Annotated in this window: 16 protein-coding genes and 1 pseudogene; 4 read left to right on the top strand and 13 right to left on the bottom strand. The window is 60.9% G+C overall.

Annotation, left to right across the window (positions count from 1 at the left end; genetic code table 11):
• Nucleotides 1-28: 28 nt before the first annotated feature.
• From ONB52_10335 to carB, 10 genes and pseudogenes are all read right to left on the bottom strand, one after another.
• Nucleotides 29-610, bottom strand: a complete 582-nt coding sequence (locus ONB52_10335; protein ID MDZ7416533.1) for a hypothetical protein — start codon at nt 608-610, stop codon at nt 29-31.
• 161 nt (nt 611-771) lie between these two features.
• The gene (locus ONB52_10330; GenBank protein ID MDZ7416532.1) at nt 772-2709 is read right to left on the bottom strand and encodes a hypothetical protein; all 1938 of its coding nucleotides are present in this window, start codon (nt 2707-2709) and stop codon (nt 772-774) included.
• Nucleotides 2710-2812: 103 nt separating this feature from the next.
• Nucleotides 2813-3667 carry a prolipoprotein diacylglyceryl transferase gene (gene lgt / locus ONB52_10325; GenBank protein ID MDZ7416531.1) on the bottom strand — a complete coding sequence of 285 codons (855 nt, stop codon included), beginning with the start codon at nt 3665-3667 and terminating at the stop codon, nt 2813-2815.
• Nucleotides 3668-3674: 7 nt separating this feature from the next.
• Nucleotides 3675-3947 carry a Trm112 family protein gene (locus ONB52_10320; protein MDZ7416530.1) on the bottom strand — a complete coding sequence of 91 codons (273 nt, stop codon included), beginning with the start codon at nt 3945-3947 and terminating at the stop codon, nt 3675-3677.
• A 285-nt stretch (nt 3948-4232) separates the two neighbouring features.
• A complete protein-coding gene (locus tag ONB52_10315) occupies nt 4233-4637 on the bottom strand; it encodes a MerC domain-containing protein (GenBank protein MDZ7416529.1) in 405 nt (134 codons plus the stop codon).
• Between the two features lie 165 nt (nt 4638-4802).
• Nucleotides 4803-5036 (bottom strand): annotated as a pseudogene (gene rpmB / locus ONB52_10310) (50S ribosomal protein L28).
• Nucleotides 5037-5126: 90 nt separating this feature from the next.
• The gene (locus ONB52_10305; protein MDZ7416528.1) at nt 5127-5297 is read right to left on the bottom strand and encodes a hypothetical protein; all 171 of its coding nucleotides are present in this window, start codon (nt 5295-5297) and stop codon (nt 5127-5129) included.
• A gap of 333 nt (nt 5298-5630) precedes the next feature.
• A complete protein-coding gene (locus tag ONB52_10300; GenBank protein ID MDZ7416527.1) occupies nt 5631-6356 on the bottom strand; it encodes a L,D-transpeptidase family protein in 726 nt (241 codons plus the stop codon).
• 184 nt (nt 6357-6540) lie between these two features.
• The gene (locus ONB52_10295) at nt 6541-7458 is read right to left on the bottom strand and encodes a hypothetical protein (protein ID MDZ7416526.1); all 918 of its coding nucleotides are present in this window, start codon (nt 7456-7458) and stop codon (nt 6541-6543) included.
• A gap of 57 nt (nt 7459-7515) precedes the next feature.
• Nucleotides 7516-10710: a carbamoyl-phosphate synthase (glutamine-hydrolyzing) large subunit gene (gene carB, locus ONB52_10290; GenBank protein MDZ7416525.1), complete on the bottom strand. Its 3195-nt coding sequence runs from the start codon at nt 10708-10710 to the stop codon at nt 7516-7518.
• A gap of 302 nt (nt 10711-11012) precedes the next feature.
• On the opposite strand from carB, the gene ONB52_10285 reads away from it, so the two are divergent.
• From ONB52_10285 to ONB52_10270, 4 genes are all read left to right on the top strand, one after another.
• Complete coding sequence (locus ONB52_10285; GenBank protein ID MDZ7416524.1) at nt 11013-12197, top strand: M20 family metallopeptidase; 1185 nt, start codon at nt 11013-11015, stop codon at nt 12195-12197.
• 69 nt (nt 12198-12266) lie between these two features.
• The gene (locus ONB52_10280; protein MDZ7416523.1) at nt 12267-13130 is read left to right on the top strand and encodes a hypothetical protein; all 864 of its coding nucleotides are present in this window, start codon (nt 12267-12269) and stop codon (nt 13128-13130) included.
• 117 nt (nt 13131-13247) lie between these two features.
• A complete protein-coding gene (locus tag ONB52_10275; protein MDZ7416522.1) occupies nt 13248-15452 on the top strand; it encodes a TonB-dependent receptor in 2205 nt (734 codons plus the stop codon).
• Between the two features lie 78 nt (nt 15453-15530).
• The gene (locus ONB52_10270; protein MDZ7416521.1) at nt 15531-16400 is read left to right on the top strand and encodes a bifunctional helix-turn-helix domain-containing protein/methylated-DNA--[protein]-cysteine S-methyltransferase; all 870 of its coding nucleotides are present in this window, start codon (nt 15531-15533) and stop codon (nt 16398-16400) included.
• Nucleotides 16401-16510: 110 nt separating this feature from the next.
• Here the strand turns inward: ONB52_10270 and ONB52_10265 are convergent, their stop codons facing one another.
• The 3 genes from ONB52_10265 to ONB52_10255 form a co-directional block, all read right to left on the bottom strand.
• Entirely contained in the window at nt 16511-18319 is a 1809-nt protein-coding gene (locus tag ONB52_10265; protein MDZ7416520.1) for a B12-binding domain-containing radical SAM protein, read from the bottom strand.
• 218 nt (nt 18320-18537) lie between these two features.
• On the bottom strand, nt 18538-19281 hold the full coding sequence (locus ONB52_10260) for a DnaJ domain-containing protein (GenBank protein MDZ7416519.1): 744 nt from the start codon (nt 19279-19281) through the stop codon (nt 18538-18540).
• An 81-nt stretch (nt 19282-19362) separates the two neighbouring features.
• Nucleotides 19363-19806: an Hsp20/alpha crystallin family protein gene (locus ONB52_10255; protein ID MDZ7416518.1), complete on the bottom strand. Its 444-nt coding sequence runs from the start codon at nt 19804-19806 to the stop codon at nt 19363-19365.
• Nucleotides 19807-19852 lie beyond the last annotated feature (46 nt).

Genomic DNA, 19852 nt, shown 5'->3' with positions numbered 1-19852 from the left:
CGACACCGGAGCAGCCCCTCTGACGGGTTTATACCGGCATGAGATCCCGCGAGGGGGCTTCAGGCAGGGATTTGAAGGCAGAGAGGTATCGGATGAGGCTTTCGTAGCGCAGGGCGGTGCCGTTGCCATGCGCCGGTCTCACCTGAAAGTTGTAAAACCAATCCCGCTTGGGATGCTGCAGGCAGACGCGCAACCTGGTTTGGCAGGCGCGGCAGATCGCCGTGGAAAAAAGGCTGAACTCTTGATTCAAATCAATCACCAGATCAAAACGGCGCGCGCGCACGAGACCGATGACCTCCTTTTTGGGCAGGCCGTAAAAGTTGATCTGGGTCGGCTCGTAAGGCATCACCAGCAAATTGTCATTCGGCACCACGGTCCTGGCCATCTCGCGATCGATCAGCAGGTGGAATTGCGTTTCAGGAAAGCACTGCTGCAGGTCATCCAAATACCGCCAGGCTTGCTCCGCCTCCTGCCACCGGCTGGGCGCCAGAATCAAGGCTGTTAGAATCTGCGACAGATAGTCGCGCACATCGATGACTTCCTCCTGATGGCGCAGGCGTGCAAATTTCAAATAGATGACTTCGGCGAGCTTCTGAATAATTTTTCTCATGTGATCGACCCGGGACCAACCTGTTTAAAACGATGCGAATATAAGACCCTGGGTTCAGCGAGTCAACAACTATTTCAACCCTGTAACGCATGCGCCGGCTGATACGGGCTGTCGTCGGGGCGATGACTCGGCATGCCGCTGCTCTCCTGGCTGGTGGTCGATCACGGCGACCAATCGAGCTGCAGTCCCCAGGCCGTGCGGGAGCGCACCTCGAGGCTGGAAAGCTCTTGCTCCGTGGCTGCGATCTTCGCGGCCAAACTCCACTTTCGGCCGATCTTGAGATGTCCATAAATATACCACCGCATGCCGTTTTCGCGGAGGCCGACCACGGTGAAAACGCCGGGGAGATCACGTTCATATTGATAGATGGGAACGGGCGCGGCGAACAGCGTGTGGCGCACTTCCACGCGCCAGTTATCCGCCGGTGCGAGGCCAAGTTCCAGGCCGAGCGCTGTGCCGGTGACCGTGGTGTGACCGGCCTGCCCGGGTGAGCCTGTCGGCAACGGCCTTCGTTCACGTGCCCAATCCAGCCGCGGCCGCAGCCGCAACGCAGGCGCCGGGCGGTGTTCCAACTGCAACCGGAAGGTGGTGCGCCGCACCGCCTGCACTGGAACGAAGAGCGGCGAGACGGATAGCGCAGCATCATCCTCCTGACTGGTGCAATACCGGGCGCGCACGGCAGCCCGGCGGTTCATCTTCCAAGTCAACCTTGCGCCGGAGGATTTCTGCTGCGGTGGTAATGGTGTGGCCCGCGTGCGCCACAACCGCCGGGCTTGCTGATGAAAAAATTCCGCGCTCCAGCCCGGCAAGGGCCTGACACGCAGGCCCATTGAGTAACCGTTTTCCGGCGGCGGGGTGGCATCCTCGTCGGTGAAACCGCGGCCGCGCATGCTGTGAAAGGCAAGTGCAGTGTGATGCCACTCCACCGTCCAGGACAAAGCAGCCGCTTCGCCAGCCAGCACCAAAACAACAGCGGCGCCGCCGGGATGGCTGGCTGCTGCTTCGAAGCCCGTCCGTGCAACCGGCAGCCGAATGCTCCCGGCCACGCTGAACAGCCGGTTTTCCCGGCCGGAAAAATCATAATAATTTTCCGCAGTGGTTGCCGGGCGCCATGGCCGTCCGAAACGTTGCAGGCAATAAAGCACCCCGATTTCATGCTGCTCGCCCGCACGAACTTGCACCGCCAGGCCGGCAAGATTTTCGCGCAGATTTCCCGCCAGCGCCCGCTCACTGGCTGTGCGATGATAGCCGCTGGTGCGCAGGCCGGTAACATAGCCGTCGGCATCGAGTGTGGCATCCAGGCGGCGAGAGCTGACAAAGCCGGACCATTCCAGCCTGCGATAGCGCGCCACCAATGCCACGCCCTGCAGCACTGCGCTTTCATTGGTCGACAGCGTGGGCCGGGGGCCGCGGCTCCGGCGCCGGCCGGCCGCATGAACATCAGCCGCGACCGTCACACCATACGGACTCCACAGCGCCAACCCCATTCCCCACTCCACATGATAGTTTCCCACCATCACGTGCCATGCGGCGTGCGGCTTTTCCATCTGCCAGACAAGATGGAACATGCGATGGTCATCCCACCGTTCTTCGCCGGGATCCTTCTCCGCCAGCACCCCCAGCCACAGGTTGTTGTGCTGCAGCCGAATCGTGCAGAAACTGCGGTAAGCCGACCCCGGCCAGTTTGCTGCCCTGCCGGCGGGCCGGGTGAGACGGGTGCGCACGGCGCTTTGCCAGGGGTGTGGCGTGACAGGCAGTGTAATCGTGAAAATCCTCCGGCCGGCGGTGAGCGTATCGCCATTGAGATGCAGCGCTTGCAGAGCCTGCGCCAGGCTCTCGAAATAGATTAAAGAATCGCGCGTGGCGAGAAAGCTTTCGACTTGGGGGAAGGTCAGGAAGGGCAGGCGCAGAAGATCTGCGCCAGTGACATGGTTGAGGTCCAAAGGTGGCGCCAGCAACTCCTGCCAGGCGTGCTCCTCAGCGGGATTGTTTTCGCGCTGCTGTGGAAAAAAGTGTTCGAGCAGATCTTCCTGACAGAGACTCGAGCCTGCCAGGAGAAAACTGAGGCAGGGAAGAAAATGCCGAAGAGAATTCCCCATTGTGGTCCCCTGCAGGCGGCCCCGTGCCGTCGTCTGACCTTTGCCGCGATTCGCGCGGCCGGCGCCATGCCCGGTGTTGCTCTGGGTTCGCGGCTGGTGATTTTCAACCGCGCCCGGGCAGCTTCCGTCCTGTTGGAATGGCATTCTGCGCCGGCTTCTTCTGTGTGTACCAGAGCACAATTGCTCCGCAGACCAGCATCACGAAAGAGAGCAACTGGCCCTGGGTGATCCCGCCACCGAGCGGCGCAGCCAACTCCGGTGAGGTCTCCCGAAAGAACTCCGTGCCGATGCGCAAAACCGAATAACCAATCAGAAAAACCGCCGTGTGAAAGCCTCGCTTGAACCGGCCAGGTGGCACCAGAAACCACAGGATGAGAAACAGCAGCAGGCCCTCGGTGAGCGCCTGGTAGATTTGCACCGGGTGGCGCGGCAGCATCCCGGCTTCGGCATTGCGCGCGAAGATCACCGCCCACGGCACACCGGTCACTTTTCCCGGCATTTCACCGTTGATGAAATTGCCCAACCGGCCGAAGAACAATCCCGGCGTGGCGGCCATTGTGGCACTGTCACAAAGTGCAAGCAGGGGCACCTGGTGCTTGCGGCTGAACAGCACCAGTGCCGCCAGCACACCGGCGATGCCGCCGTGGCTCGCCATGCCGCCGCGCCAGAGCGCGGGAATCTCCGCTGGATGGAGAAGATAGTAGCCCGGGCTGTAAAACAACACGTGCCCCAGCCGTCCGCCGATCAGCACCCCGAGAATGCAATAAGTGAGCAGCTCCTGCAGACGCTCGTCATCCGGCAGCGGCAGAAAGCCGCGATGGTACAGACGTGCCAGCAGCAGGTAACCGGCGAGAAAGCCGAAGACGTACATCAGGCCGTACCATGTAATGCCGGACAGCGGCCCCATTTGGAATTGCCAGAGGTAGGGGCTCCAGTCATGCACAAAGTATTTGTCCAAGACACGCTCAGGTGGTTTTGCCGGCGCCCTCGAGTTGTGCCGCGGGGATGCCCTGCTCGATCAACATCACCGGGATGCCATCGTCGACACGATAAATGGTCTTGCGATCACGCGTGATCAATGCTTCGCTGATGGGCTTCTTGACGGGGGTGCCATCGACCTGCTTGATCTTGCCGGCCGCAATGGCGCGATTCAGCCGTGCGAGCTCCTCGCTCGACAACAACTCCACCGGCACTTTCGACTGCGGGCAGCAAAGAATGTTGATGAGTTCCTGATCCATGATGATTGCACTCCTGTGGGGTTGAACGTTGCATGATTGTTCCGCGTGCCGTGCGTCACAACGAGTCTGCAGGGGGAAGTGAAGACGGGAAGGTAACAGCAGTTCCGGCCGGCGCGAAGCGGCGCTGCTCACGGCTGTTGCGGGAGCCGGGGGGATGAACGGTGACGCCCTGCAACAGGCGGGGCAATTGTCATGTGCGTTTGCACACCCATGACGATGAAAATGTCACACGGACATCCTGTCTGCCTGCGGGCTGCAAGCCTGCGCCACTGCCTTTTTTGGTGATCACGAGGTGTGCTGGCAGGCCGTACAGGTTTGACACAGACGCCGGTTTACCCAATGCGCACATGCCACTGCCATGCCACCCGCCACGACCAAGCTCGTTTCCGCCACTTGCGAAATGTCGGCGGCGATCCAGCGGCCGGTCACCAGCAAAATGATGCCGCTCATGAGAATTCCCACCACGCGAAACTGGCGGTGATGGTGGTAGCCGTGAATCATCGAGATCACCCCCAGGCAAATGGCAGCGGTCACCGCGAGATCTTCGAACCAGTCGGCCGCAAGAAAACCGATCCCCAACAGCGGCAGCAGACCGATCACCAGCGGTGTCAGCAGGCAATGCACAGCGCACGCGGTGGAAGCCAGCGTGCCGATGGAATCGAGGTAGTGTGAGATACTCTTCGCGGTCATGCCTGATCGTGCCTGGTGGCGATTGAGAGGGATAACGGCATCCGGCCCTGCGTGGTGCCCGGGCTCCCGGAGTGTACCCCGCTACTCCGCGCTGGCTGGCTGGATGGCGGCGGCCGCCTGCCGGGCAGCCACGGCTTTGGGATCCTTCTTCGGGCTGCTGAAATGCAATTTCTCACCGCGTGCCCGCAGGTCGCGCAGCACCTTGCTGATGCCGACTTTGTCGATGATCTTCATACCATGCGTCGAGACCGTCAACGTGACAAAACGGTTTTCCTCCGGCACCCAATAGCGTTTGCGTTTCAGGTTCGGATAAAATTTTCTCTTGGTCACGTTGTGAGCGTGGCTGATTTGATTGCCAGCAACGGTTTTTTTCCCCGTGACTTGACAGTGGCGCGACATGAGCTCAACCTTCCTTGTGATGAATGAAATATGAAATCACTTGTGTCCGTCATGAGAGGAAGGGCGTTGCGAGATGCTCGCATGCCCGGCTTATTTCACCTTGTCAAGCTCGTCGAGCGAATTAAGTTTGACCTGGCGCTCGACGAACTTCCAGCTCCCTTTCGAAGTTTTCCTGGAATCCACCAGTTTCACCACCACGCCGACATGTCCGCTTTTCTGCTGTTTGGCGACTTTGTCGGCAAATGCTTGTTGCTTGGCCATGCTATTCTCCTGCGTCAGAATTTTCAAAAAATTGTGGCACTGCTGCTCTGCGCAAAAAGCGACGACAAATTTAACCGCCTCGCCCCTAAGATGCAAGCTAAAACTTGCTCCATGCCGGTCATCCTCAGACCAGAAATGACGAGGTTGGGCCGAATATGCTCGGATGCTTGATCTCCTGCCCGCGGCTGGCAGATTCCGTGGTGTGCGGATATCCAGTACTGCCGAACCCGGGAGCACCGTCTGAAGCATGCAGCGAGTTGATCCCTCTGCCCTCCCCACAAGGTTTTACCCTGCTGTTCATCCTGCAGACGGCCTCAGAGCAACTCTTGCGACTCACTCAACCGCAGGCAGGCGCCACGCCGCCTGCAGCCGGTGATAGGCCTCGACCGGCAATTGCACCAGCACAGGCTCCTGCCCGGCATCAAGCCATTTGATGATCTTCTCCATTTCCTTCCCCTCCATTGCGGTGCAACCGGCGGTTGGCTCCACCACTTTGCCCCAAACATGCAGAAAGATGCAGGAGCCGCCACCGGCTTTTACCGGCGCCGTGTTGTGCGCCACAAAAACCCCAAGGTGATAATCGACTTTGACCCGTAACATCTTCTCGGAGGAATGCCAGTCGGCATTCACGTGCGTGCGGTCGGCGAGGGTGTTGTAGTATCGTGAGTCGGGATCGTCGACGCATTCCAGCGTCGCCGTGATTTGCTGATAGGGCATGCGCAGCGGTTGCAATGCTGCTGCCGGGGGAAAGCCGAAGGCGGTGCCGAGTCGGAACACTCCGGCCGGGCTGCGGCCATCGCCCTCGTGTTTGTGGGGTTCATCCACTGGTTGCTCCGGATGCAGCCCCCTGCCCCACCCCAATCCTCCGCGGCCGAAAATGACCGGAACCGCCTGGGCGACACGCTCCCAAGCTGCGCTCGAATCCCGGCGCTGAAATTTGTAGAGTGTTCCCTGCGTCGCCGAAAAAGAAGGTGCCAGCACGAGGATCATTTGCCGGCAGGCGGCGGGAAGCGGCGTATTCCCGGGCGGCATGGCGGAGTTTTTTGTGCTGGACAGCATAAGCAAACTCAACAAGACCTTGCTTGCAAAAAAGCAAAGTCGCGAGGCACGGTGTCGACAGAAAGTCATCTTCTCGCTCGCATTCTTGGGCTGCGACTTGGTGAACGTCTCGTTGAACAACACCGCATGTGCATGAGCCTTGCTGTTTCATGCAGATCACCGGTAGGCATGGTTGTCCGGCTTTTTATTTGCCCTGACGCCGCCGGACTTCGGCGAGGTAGCCGGCAAACAAGTCCGCATCCAGGCGCTGCATTTCAAGGCGAACGTCGAAGCTGATTCGTTCCTGAAGCTGCGCCTGATCCACATAAAGACAGAGCATGAACTGTTGCAGCACCGCCTTGCGTTCGAGCAGGAGCGTGCCACCCAGCACGGAACGGGCCTGCGCGACGAGCGGCAGCAGGAACTTTCCGCCCGCGGGAATATGGATGACATCCTCCCACCACGCGTAGAAAGGCCACCGCCCGCGCGCTTCCGTTTCCTCACCGGTTTCCTGCAGCAGCCGGGTCAGCATATTGCGCAGCCCGGGGTGCTGCAGGGTCAGCACATCAGCCTGATGCGGATCGCTGAAGAGCAGGCGCAGGTAGGCGAGATTGGCGTCCTTCCACAATTTCAGTGCGTGGGCGGCATCGCCGAGATAGCCCCAATGCACGGGCAACGCCAGCCCGGGATGCACAGCCACCAGATCGAGCAAATCGCGATGCGCTTCCTGCCACTGTCCCAGCACCAGATGGCAGACGCCGCGATGCAAAATTTTTTCCCCGCCGGCACAGAACAGCGTGGCGGTGAAGCGTCCCTGCAGCAGGCGCCGCGCCAGCAGTTGCCGCAACAGGCGCACCGCCACAGCCCCCAAGCTGCCGGCCTGGAGGGCCAGCGACGCGGCATGCCATACTGCGGCCGCTTCCTGAGCAGACATGCGCGGGTGGGCATTGGCATAGCGCGCAAACTGGCAGACCGCCGCCAGCAGATCGAGGTCTGCCAGATAAGGATCGATTTCGCGCGCAATCTCCAGGCACTCCCACGCCTGCTTCAGTTCAAACTTGTCGAGATGGGCGAGTGCGCGTTCCTTGTGCTCGAGCGCGTTGGAGAACAAATTGGCCTGCATTGCCCTGACCTCACACTCCGCGCGCTGCGGCTGCGGTGCTGCCGCGTCCGGCCGTCTTCACTTGCCGTACTCCTCCCAACTTTTGATTTGCAAATCACCCAGTCGTTTGTGCACCAGCGCCTGGGCGAAACGCTTGGCCAACTGCACTTCGGTGATCAGTGGGATGGCGAAATCGACGGCTTTGCGGCGGATGATGTAATCGTTGTTCAGCTCCTCCTCCTGGAAGTTTTTGGGAATGTTGATGACGAGATCGATCTTGCGACCGGCAAGATACTCCAGCACGTTGGGGCTGGCCTTTTCCAGCGGCCAGTGCAGCATTTCGGTTTCCACACCGGCCTGGCGCATGAATGCCGCGGTGCCGGCGGTGGCGTAAAGCTTGATGCCATGTTCCTGCAGGGCGCGCGCCGCCGGCACGAACTCCGCCTTTTGCTCGATCGGGCCGGTGGAGAGCAGCACCGTGCGCACCGGCAGCCGGTTGCCCACCGACAGCATCGCCTTCAAAAACGCCTCTTCGAAATCATCGCCCAGGCAGCCGACTTCGCCGGTCGAGCTCATCTCCACGCCCAGGGTGGGATCCGCGCCTGAGAGCCGGGTGAAGGAAAACTGCGGCGCCTTCACCCCCACGTATTCCATGTCCAAAAACGATTTGTCGACCCTGTCGAGAGGTTCGCCCATGATCGCGCGCGTGGCGAGGTCAATGAAATTCAGGCGGTAGACTTTCGAGACAAACGGAAAGCTGCGTGAGGCGCGCAGGTTGCACTCGATCACTTTGACTTCATTGGCACGTGCCACGAATTGAATGTTGAACGGCCCGGTGATTTTCAGGGCCGCGGCGATTTTGCGTGCAATCGTGCGAATCCGGCGGATGGTCTCGAGGTAGGTGAATTGCGGCGGCAGGACCAGCGTGGCATCACCGGAGTGCACGCCGGCATTCTCGATGTGTTCGGAAATGGCGTAGACAATCAGCTCGCCATTGGCCGCCACCGCGTCGATCTCGATCTCCTTGGCATTTTCGATGTATTTGCTCAACACCACCGGATGTTCGCGCGAGACGGTGGTCGCCTTGCCGAGGAATTTCTCCAGCTCGGCGTCATTGGAGGCCACGGCCATCGCCGATCCGCTCAACACATAGGAGGGCCGCACCACCACCGGATAATGCACGCGCGCGGCAAAGGCCTTGGCTTCCGCCAGCGAATTCAACTCGCGCCACTCGGGCTGGTCGATGCCCAGCCGGTCGAGCAACTGCGAAAATTTGTGCCGGTCCTCCGCCATGTCGATCTGTTGCGGCGAGGTGCCGAGCACGGTGATGCCGGCCTGCTGCAACTGCAGGGCGAGATTGTTGGGGGTTTGCCCACCCATCGCGATAATGACGCCAAGCGGCTGCTCCTTGGCGTAGATCTCGGCAATGGTCTCCAGGCTCAACTCTTCGAAATACAGCCGGTCGCATTCATCGTAGTCGGTGCTGACGGTTTCCGGGTTGTAGTTGATCATGATGGTGCGATAGCCGAGCCGCTTCAACGTCATGACCGCGTTGACGCAACACCAGTCGAATTCCACCGAGCTGCCGATGCGGTACACCCCCGACCCCAGCACCATCACCGCCTGCCGGCCGCTGGCCGTGACGTCGCTGCTGCTGCCGTTGTAGGTGAGATAAAGAAAATTGGTCTGCGCCGGATATTCCGCCGCCAGCGTGTCGATTTGCTTGATGCAGGGCGAGAGGCCATAGTTCTTGCGCATGCTGCGCACATCCTCTTCGTTGGTGTGGAGCAACCGGGCAATCTGTGCATCGGAGAACCCGGTTTTCTTGGCCTTTTCCAGCACGCCGCGCGGGCAGATGCCGCCGGCATAGACGCGCAGATGCCCGGCCACCTCCAGCAGGTTTTTGATCTTGTAGAGAAACCACTTGTCGATGTGCGTCAGCTCGTGAATGCGTTCGATGCTGTAGCCCTGCGCCAGCGCCAGCGGAATGGCGAACACGCGCTCGTCGGTGGGATTGCTGAGCGCATCATCAAGATCCTCGAAGGTTAAATGATCGTTGCCCAGCAAGCCATGCACCCCGATGTCGAGCATGCGCAGCGCTTTTTGCAGCGCTTCTTCGAAACAGCGGCCGATGGCCATCACTTCGCCGACCGATTTCATGCCCGAGCCGATGCGCTTGGAGACTTTGCGAAACTTCTTCAAATCCCAGCGGGGAATCTTGACCACGACATAGTCCAGCGCCGGTTCGAAACAGGCCATGGTGGTTTGGGTGATGGCGTTCTTCAAATCGACCAGGCTGCAGCCCAGTGCCAGTTTCGCGGCCACGAACGCCAGCGGATAACCGGTGGCTTTCGAGGCCAGCGCCGAGCTGCGCGACAGGCGCGCGTTCACCTCGATCACCCGGTAATCCTCGGAGGCGGGGTCGAGCGCATATTGAATGTTGCACTCGCCGACGATGCCGAGATGGCGAATGGTGCGGATCGCGATTTCGCGCAGCTTGTGATATTCGGCGTTGCTCAGGGTCTGGCTGGGCGCGACCACGATGCTCTCGCCGGTGTGAATCCCCATGGGGTCGAAGTTCTCCATGTTGCACACCGTGATGCAGTTGTCGAAACTGTCGCGCACGACCTCGTATTCGATCTCCTTCCAGCCCTTGAGATATTCCTCCACGAGAATTTGACCGGTATAGCTCAGCGCCTTCTCCGCCAGCTCCGCCACCTCCTCCGGGGTGGTGCACAAACCGGAGCCCAGGCCGCCGAGCGCAAAGGCGATGCGAATCATGACGGGATAGCCGATCTCCTCCGCCACGCGCCGCGCCTCGCGCGGCGAGCCAACCGCCACGCTGCGCGGCACTTTCACGCCAATCTCGCGCAGCCGCTCGGCGAACAAATGCCGGTCCTCGGTGTCGTTGATGACTGAAATCGGGGTGCCCAGCACGCGCACCTCGTACTTTTCGAAAACCTGGTCGCGGGCGAGTGCCAAACCGCAATTGAGCGCGGTTTGACCGCCAAAGCCCAGCAAAATGCCGTCCGGCCGCTCCCGCGCAATGACCTGTTCGACAAAATAGGGGTTGACTGGCAGAAAGTAGACGCGATCGGCAAGATGCTCGGAGGTCTGAATCGTGGCAATGTTGGGATTGATCAGGATGGTTTGAATACCCTCCTGTTTCAGTGCCTTGATCGCCTGGCTGCCGGAATAATCGAATTCACCGGCCTCGCCGATCTTCAAGGCGGCGCTGCCCAGGATGATGACTTTGCGGGGGCGTGGTGGCATGTCGCGTCGCTGCGGTATGGACAGGTGAAAAGGGCTGGATGCTGTGACAACGCAGCCCGGGTTGATTGCTCACTCACAAGAGGCTGGATAACGGCTGGCGCAACGATAACATTTGCGCTGCAGAAAAGCAAGCCGCAAGAAGGCGCACAGTGGAAAGAGCGAAGTCCGACTTGGGCAGCAGATTTTTGCGAAATTTGAAAACTCGCCGCGCCCAAGTCGGACTTCACTCATCACGCACGGCACGCCATGGGATTTGCAAAACAGCCGGGAAAGGATTATATTGCCGTCAAAAAACGGAGCATATGAAGACCACCATCGCCAACCTCACAGAGCAACACCTCCCCGATTTCATTCGCGCCCGCCGGCACCTCCACCAACACCCCGAGTTGAGCTGGCAGGAGCGCGAGACCAGCCGTTTCATCCGCCACTGGCTGGAGGAATGCGGCATTGAATTGCGCATCGCGAAGGATTTCTACGCGACCCTCGGCATCATTCGCGGCAAGCAAGCCGGCCCGGTGGTGGGCCTGCGCGCCGACATTGACGCGCTGCCCATCATGGAAACCAGCGAAGTGCCGTATCGCTCGCACAATCCCGGCGTGATGCACGCCTGCGGCCACGACGGCCACACGGCGGTGCTGCTGGGCACGGCCCGCGTGCTGGCCCGACTGCGCGAGCAACTTCCGGGCACGGTGGTGTGTGTGTTTCAACCCGCGGAGGAAAACGGCGGTGGCGGCCGCAAACTGATTGCCTCCGGCCTGCTCGAGGATCTCGGCATTCAAGCGTTTTTCGGTTTGCATGCCTGGCCCTATCTGCCGGTCGGTACGATCGGGGTGCGCCACGGCGAAATGATGGCGGCGATCGATGATTTCAAGATCGTGGTCCAGGGCAAATCCGGGCATGCCGCTCATCCGCTGGCCGCCATCGATCCGGTGTGGATTTCGGCGCAAATCATCAATGCGGTGCAGGGCCTGGTGACGCGCGAACGCCACGGTGCCGATCCCGTGGTCATCAGCATTGCGACGATTCACGGCGGCACGGCGGACAATGTCATCCCCGCGCAAGTCGAGATGACCGGCACCATGCGCACCCTCAAACCGGAAACGCGCGAGCGCATGAACCGGCGTCTGGTCGAGCTGGTGCAAAGTGTCGCGCGGGCGTTTGGCGGTGCCGCACAGGTGGAACTCGAACCGGGCTATCCTTCGTTGATCAATGATGAACGCATGGTGCGCCTGGTGGTCAAGGCCGCCACGGACTTGCTGGGCGCACACCACGTCATCTTTCTGGACGAACCGAGCATGGGCGGCGAGGATTTCGCCTACTATCTGCAGAAGTATTCCGGCGCCTTCTTTCGTCTGGGCGTCGGGCCGCGGCCGGCGTTGCATGCGGATTCCTTCGATTTCAATGATGAAGCGCTGGCCATCGGCGTCAACATGATGGCGGGCGTGGCGGTTGATTTTCTCCGCGGCCGCCCGGCAGAAAACACTTGAGCCGGCCCACCGCCATTCCCCGCCGGCGGGCGGGGAATGGCAAAACCAAAGATGATCAGGAGGCATCGGATGCAAGTCATGCGCAACTTTTTCACTGGCACGGCCGTGGCCGCGCTGGCAGCCGCCATGCTGTCCTCCTGCAACTTCGACACCGGTCTCGGGCTGTTGCACTCGCGGATCAGCGGCAAGATTTATTTTCTCGGAACGGAATTTCGTCCCGCGAACGTCGAGGAAGTGCGGGTGGTGGCGGCTTCGAATTTTCCACCGCAGGGCTTCGGCGATGTGTTTTTCAGCGAGGCGATTCCCTTCGATCGTGACAGCGCGGATTACGAAATGCCGCTGCCGCGCAATCATTATCCTGCCGTGGCCGTGCTGTGGAAACCGCGCGGCGAAGACTGGAGCTTCACCAGCCTGCTCGGATTTTACGGCTTCCGGCCGCCGTTGTCCGCGCAATTGCTGCCGGTGGATCTCACGGAAGAACGGCCGGTCGCGGACAATGTCGATATCTTTGCGCTGTGGAGTTTCGCCCAGTTCGATGCGCACGTCGAGGGTGAGATCACGTTTGCCGGCACCTGGCCGGAAGACACCGACGTGGTTTTGCTCGGCGCGTTTACCGCGGTGCCGGATCTGCGGAACATCGTCAACTCGCTGGTGTTTCTCGGTGGCATCGATTTCGCCGTGCCGCGCTTCGTCGAACGCTACCGCTACCGCATGGCGGTGCGCAACGGTGCGTATCAATTTCTCGGCCTGTTTTGGAAGGGCCGCGGCCTGGCATGGGATAAAATTCGTGCGATCGGTTTCTATCCGGCCGGCAATGATCCCACCCGGCCCGGCCGGCTCACCCTCCCGCCCAATGGCACGATCACGAACATCAATTTTGTGGCGGATTTCAGCACCCTGCCCGACGGCGTGCAAATCGGCGGCGGCCGGTGAACCCGGCGGGTGCTGCGCCCGACGTGAAAAGCTGCCGCCCGGTTCTCAGCAGCAACGCGCCTGACCGCTGCATGCGCCGCCGCAAGAATCTCGCGCTCAAACGGGAGTACCTCATTCATGTCATTCGCTCGCTTCTTTCGTCACTCATCTGCCCAACCCCGCCGCGGCGCGCTTGTTTTGTTCCTGGTACTTGTCACGGTGGGTTGCGCATGGCCCTACGGCACCATCACCGGCCGGGTGCGCGATGCGGAAACCGGCGAGGCGTTGCCGGGCGCCAATGTGCTGATCACCCGCACGCTCCTGGGCGCCAGCGCCGATGCCAACGGCCGCTACCAAATCACGCGGGTGCCGGCCGGCTCCTACACGGTGAGTGCTTCACTCATCGGCTACAGCACGCAGCGCATCACCATTGCCGTGATGGATGACTCGACCCTGGTGTTGGATCTTGCGCTGCGCGCGACGGCGATCCCCTTCGACCAGGTCATCGTCACCGGTTCGCGCCAGGCCGAGGAGCTGCACGCGGCAGCACACAGCGTGAGCGTGCTGCCCAGTTCCGAGATCCGCCAGCGCAACCGCTTTCGCATCGATGAGGCGCTGCAAAGCGTTCCTGCGGTGCAGCTCATCGGGGAAAACGTCAGTGTGCGCGGGGGCACCGGCTACAGCTTGCTCGGCCTGGGCGGCAGTCGGGTTTTGATGTTGATTGACGACGTGCCCGTGCTCACCAGTGATCTCGGCCGCGCCAACTGGGATTTGCTGCCGGTCACCGAGGTCGAGCGCGTCGAAGTTCTCAAAGGCGCGGCCTCGGTGCTCTATGGTTCGGGCGGCATCAGCGGCGTGGTGAACGTGATGACGCGTGAGCCGGCCCAAACGCCGCGGTTCTCCTTCCGTCAGAGTGCCGGCATCTATGATAATCCATCCGTGCCGGAATGGCGCTGGACCGACCGCATGCTCCATTTCAGCCGCAGCGATGTGAGCTACACCAACGTGCTCGGCCGCCTGGGCTTCCGGCTGGCGGTCTCGCGCCACACCTCCACCAGCGACCGCGAGAACGGGGATTTCAGCCGCTGGTACTTCAGCAGCAAGTCGGTGCTGCAGTTGCCCGACGATTCCAATCTGCGCCTGTTTCTCACCTACAACCGGGATGCGCGCGGCTTTTCTCTCTTTTGGAAGGAACAGAATCATGCCTTGAACACCGATTTTCATGATCGCATCAATGTCGACGGCTTCGCCGCCTCCGCCATCTACAACAAATTGTTCAATCCCGTGCTGGCCTTCAAGGCCCGGCTTTCCTACAATGCCCAGCTCATCGGCCTGCCCTTCAACCTGTCCAAGGATTTCAAGCCCGCGCTGGGCTGGAGCGGCGAGCTGCAGGGCAACTGGCTGCCGCACAGCAATCACAACCTCACCTTCGGGGTGGATTACCGCCGCGACATGGTGGAGTCGAAGTATTACGGCGAACACCAGGCCAGCGCGGTGTCGCCCTATTTGCAGGAAACGTGGAAGCTCTCCGGTGTGTGGCAGTTGAGCGTGGGCGCGCGCTATGATCACTATGTGCTGGTGGGCGATTCGGCGGAAACGCAAATCAGCCCCAAGGTCGGCTTCAGCTACACGCCGCTGCCCAACACCATTCTGCACGCCTCGCTGGGCCGCGGTTTTCGCGCGCCCTCCATTGCCGAGCGTTTCAGCGAGAGCCAGCCCGGCGACAATGTGCGGCTGTTCAGCAACCCCGTGCTCAAGCCCGAGCGTTCGACCCTGATCGATGCGGGTGTGCGCCAGCGCTTCGGGGAGAGGCTCTCCGCCGAGGTGACGGTGTTTTCCAACGATTATTACGATCTCATCGAGTTGCTGTCGATCAGCACGCAGCGGCTGGAATTGCAGTTTCGCAACCTGACGCATGCGCGCGTGCAGGGCGTGGAGGCGGAGGTCCATCTGCGCTTCTGGCGCAACCGTCTGGGGCTGCGCGGCCATGTCACCTATCTGGATTCCCGCAGTCTGGTGGCGGATCCCTTGTACAATCTCGAAATTGATGAAGCCCTGCCTTATCGCCCGCGCTGGAGCACATTCGTCTCGCCGGCAGTGCATCTCGGGCCGTGGACGTTCGAGGCGGATTATCGCCATGCTTCCCGTTTCGAGCAGGTTTCCTTTTTTGCCGGGGATGAGCGCGTGCCGCAGAAAGTGCTGGATCTGCGCGTCCGCTACACCTGGCGGCAATTCGCACTGCTGCTGCAGGTCAAAAACGCGATCAACTACAACTACACCGTGGTGGAACGCAATCTGAGTGAGATTCGCAATTTCTCGCTGTCGCTTTCCGGCGAGTGGTGAGGCCTGCAACTGCGCAAGAAGCGGGTGGCATCGCGGCCCGCGTCTCGTTATCTTGGCCGGCAACCAAAGGAGCCCGTCATGCCAGCAAGCCATTTTTCCCGGCAGGCGGCGGATTATCGCCGCATCGAGCAGGCGATTCGTTTCGTCCACAACAACTTCCGCCGCCAGCCCAGTCTGCAGCGAATCGCGCGCAGCGTCCATCTCAGCGAGCATCACTTCCAGCGTTTGTTCCGCCGCTGGGTCGGCATCAGCCCGAAGCGCTTTTTGCAGTTCCTGACCAAGGAATATGCCAAAAAACTGCTGGCGCAGTCCAACAGCCTGTTGCAGGTGACCTACGAAGCCGGTTTGTCCAGCCCCGGCCGCTTGCATGATTTGTTCGTGGCGTGTGAAGCCGTAACGCCGGGGGAATTCAAAAGCGCCGGCCGGGGTCTGCACATCGATTACGGTTTTCATGCCTCGCCCTTCGGCGAGTGTTTGCTGGCAGCCACCAATCGCGGCATTTGCGGACTCTATTTCGTGACCGGCGGGCAGCGCAGAGCGGCGCTCAACCAACTCAAGGCCAACTGGCCCCTGGCAGTCTTGCGCGAAGCACCGGCTGCCACGGCGCCGTTGTTGGCGCGCATTTTCGCGCCGGCTGCCGGAAAGAAAAGCGCGCCGCTACACTTGTTCGTCAAAGGCACCAACTTTCAAATCAAAGTTTGGGAGGCGTTGCTGCGCATCCCGCGCGGGGCGGTGGTGTCATATGAAGACCTGGCGAAGCAACTCGGCATGCCCCGCGCCGCGCGGGCGGTGGGCAATGCGGTGGCCAGCAATCCAGTGTCATTTCTCATTCCGTGCCATCGCGTGGTGCGCAAGGTGGGTGAGACCGGCAACTACGGGGGCGGACCGCTGCGCAAGAAGGCGATTTTGGCGTGGGAGGCAGCGCAAGTCAATGGCGGGCGAGATTGAAAAGTTTGAGAAACGTGATCCCGCTCTGCCACCGCGGGCCGGTGACAGATCATGCATGAAATTGAAGCCGGAACGAAATCAACCGGGCACAATTTCGCGGGACTGCAATTTCACGGGAGATTCACATGGGGGATGCCGGCAAGTGATTCTGTTGTGATTTTGATGCGCACGTTGTTCCCACTGCAGATTTCCCTGCCCTCGGCTTCCTGCAGGAAAAGTGCGAGCACCTGCGGGGAGAATTCCTCTTCATAAACCTGATAACAAAAGCCCGCATTGCTGCGGCGCCGCAGGCGCATGCCGAGAAAAGTCCGATGACAGAAGGTTGCGGCCGCCAGCCAGCCGCCGATTTCGGCGGCGCTGAGTTTGCGCGGGAAGGTGTAACATCCGCCCGGCCGCGGCAGTGCGGTCATGGCGGGCGGAAACGTGAACACGGTCTCCCACGCGGGCGCCGTTTTGCCGTTGTCCTCTGCCAGCCGCGCGAGCTGCGCCTTGAGGAAATTCAACAGCCGGCAGAGGCGAAACAATGTCACCAAATCCCGACGGGAAAATTCCGCCGTCTCCACCGGGAAACAGCTCGACCGTTGCAGCGCCAGTTCGGGCGAGGGGAGCAAGCCCGCGGCGCGGCACTGTTCATAGCTCGCGGTGCCGGGTGTGGCATAAAACACACTCGGGCCGATCAACACCGGCCGTTCCATGAGATGAATGATCGCGCCGATCATTTCGGCCAGGGTGGCACCCGGCAGGCCGAGAATGAGGTAATTCACCTGCTGAAAACCCAGCGCGGCGCCGCGGCTGACGATGCGGTCAAAATGCGGCGTGGCGCCGGGGCGCTTGAGCGCGCGCTGGCGTTGCGCGTCGTTGGTGACCAGGGCAAGATTGAGTGCGCGAAAACCGGCGGCCTTCATTTCCACCAGCAGGTTCTCGCTCAGGTTGGCGGCAGAGAGGCCGTTCATCGCCAGCAGTTCGATTTGATCCGGGCCGAACTCTTCGCGAATCGCCGCGAGCAGGCGGCTGGCGCGCTTTTGATCGAAGGTGAAATTGTCATCCTCAATATCGAACACCTCGATGCCCAGGCGTTCGCGGCACAGCTTCATTTCATCGATGATGCGGTGGAGTGAACGCACGCGAAAGCGCCGGCCGGCGGTGAGGAAGATCGAGCAGAAAGTGCAGTGATAGGGACAGCCGCGGCTGGTGATCAGCATGGTCAGGCGTTTGCGCCCGAGACAGTAGTGCCCGGCCTCAATCAGCTCGCGTGCCGGCAGCGGCAGGGAATCCAGGTCTTCAATCAAATCGCCGTGTTCCGGCAGGCGCAGGTTGCCGTTCACTTTGTAGCCGATGCCACGCACCCCCGCCAGGTTGGCGAGCCGGTCTTCCAGCAGTGCGCACACCAACGCCGGCAGGGTGCGCTCGCCTTCGCCCAGGAGGATGAAATCGACGTTGGGATCTGCAAGCACCTGCGCCGGGCAGGCGTTGACATGCGCGCCGCCCAGAATCACCGGCCGGCTGCGATCAACTTCCTTTGCCAGCGCCGCCACCCGCAAGGCTTCGCGATAAAACGGTGTGAACAGCGAGGAGATGCCGATCACTTCGGCGCCGGAACGGCGAATGTGCTCGCGGATGTCCTCCCACGGCAAACCGTAATGCCGGTATTGGCTGTAAAGTTTCCAGGGACTCAAATTGCCGGGCTGATAGTAACGCTCGAGATGGGCAAATTCCGGTGGCGGCGGGATGCTGTTTTTCCGCGGCGTGGCCTGGCAATCGAGTATCTCCACGGCGATGCCGTTTTGCCGCAGTGCTCCGGCGAGATAAAGCAGGCCAACCGGCAGCGTGCGAATGCTGGTTTGGTAAAAGTCTTCGACCGGCGGCTGGATGAGCAAAACTTTCGGCGCGGCCGCCGGAGTGTGCGCGGTAATGCCCATGTGTCAAAATTTGTGATTGAGGGTTGTGCCGCGGCCTGCCCGCGCGACCATGTTTTTGCTTGTGTCCGCGCTTTTGCCATCTGCCGCGAAGGCGGACGTGAAGATAAACACAAAAACCGGTGAAACCAAGTCAGGCGGACACCTGCGCGACGCCCCGCCAGCGGGCGGGTGTGCAGGCCGGCGGTTTCACCCGAACACGAATTGCATGGGCGCCGTTCTCACCCGGCCTTTCCGCTCACCTTGAAAATCGCAGTCAAATAAAAATTGTGGTTGCCATAGCGCCGCAATGATATCCGCACCGTGTAGTTGTCGGGCGTGCCGGCAGGCAGGTCAATGAACACGGGAAATTCTCCGGACAACCCGCCTTCGCCGCCGCAGCGCCAGCACTCGTGCGGCCCCAGCCAGCCCGCACCCCGGCACATCGGACATCGCGCCCGGGCCGGCACCAATATGCGAACCAACCCGCCGTGCCAAGCTTGCAACGGAGTAATCGGAATCTCCACCTGCAGGCTTTCGCTTCGTTCGGCTGCGGGCCGCTCCAGGCTGCGAAAGTTGCTCCACAAGCGGTCGAAAATTTCATCGAACGAGGGCAGGAAGGTCTGGAATGACTGCTGCATGGAAATGCGGCCAATGGTGTCGTGATCCTGCTCCGGCACCAGCGGTTCGACGCGCGCAGTCCGTGGCGGGCGCGGCACTTCCGTTACGCTTTCCCGAAAAACTTCCGTCACCGGTGCTGCAGGGGCAGCGGGGAGTTCCTGCTTGTGGGACATGAGGTCATAAGCCAGCCGGCGCCCGGGATTGCCCAGCACGGAATAGGCCTCCTGGATGGCGAGAAAGGGGCCGGCATCTTCGCCATAGTAATCGGGGTGATATCTCATTGCCAACTGGCGGTAGGCTGATTTGATCTGCTCCTGGGTGGCATCGGCAGCAACGCCGAGAATCACATAATAATTCTTTGCCATGATCATTCTCCCCGCACGGGCGGCGCAGGCTTGCGGGCCGCATGTGGCGGGCGCGCCGCAAGTCTGCGCTTCGCCTCCGGACTAACTGGCTTTGACCGCAATGTGTTTGGGCCGCGCTTCCTCGGCCTTCGGCAGAATCAAGGTCAGCACCCCGTCCTTGAAGCTGGCCTCAATCTTCTCGGCGACGATATTGGCCGGCAGGCGGAAGGAGCGCTCGAACTTGCCGAAGTTGCGTTCACGACGATGATAGGTTCTGCCCTTCTCCTCCACCTGTTTCCGTTCACCGGTGATGGTCAACACGTCCTGATTGTAGCTGACTTTGAAATTTTCCCTGCTCAGGCCGGGCAGCTCGGCCGTGATCGCGTAGTGGTCGTCGGTTTCGTGGATGTCCACGGCCGGCTCCCACGCGCCGAGCGTCAATGAGGTTTCAAGCATCTCGTCTGAAAGGAAGTTTCTAAAGAAACGATCGAAATCTTCCTCCAGCCGTGCCAGTTCCCGGGTGGGATTCCAACGCATGATTGCCATAAATCTCTCCTCCTTTCTCTCTCAATTTATCGCAAGCTGGACCGGG

The organism is candidate division KSB1 bacterium (genome assembly GCA_034506255.1).
In the GTDB taxonomy this organism is placed as follows: Bacteria; Zhuqueibacterota; Zhuqueibacteria; order Zhuqueibacterales; family Zhuqueibacteraceae; genus Coneutiohabitans; species Coneutiohabitans thermophilus.
The sequence above is the reverse complement of the archived record's forward strand: the minus strand, read 5'-3'. Positions and strand labels throughout refer to the sequence as shown.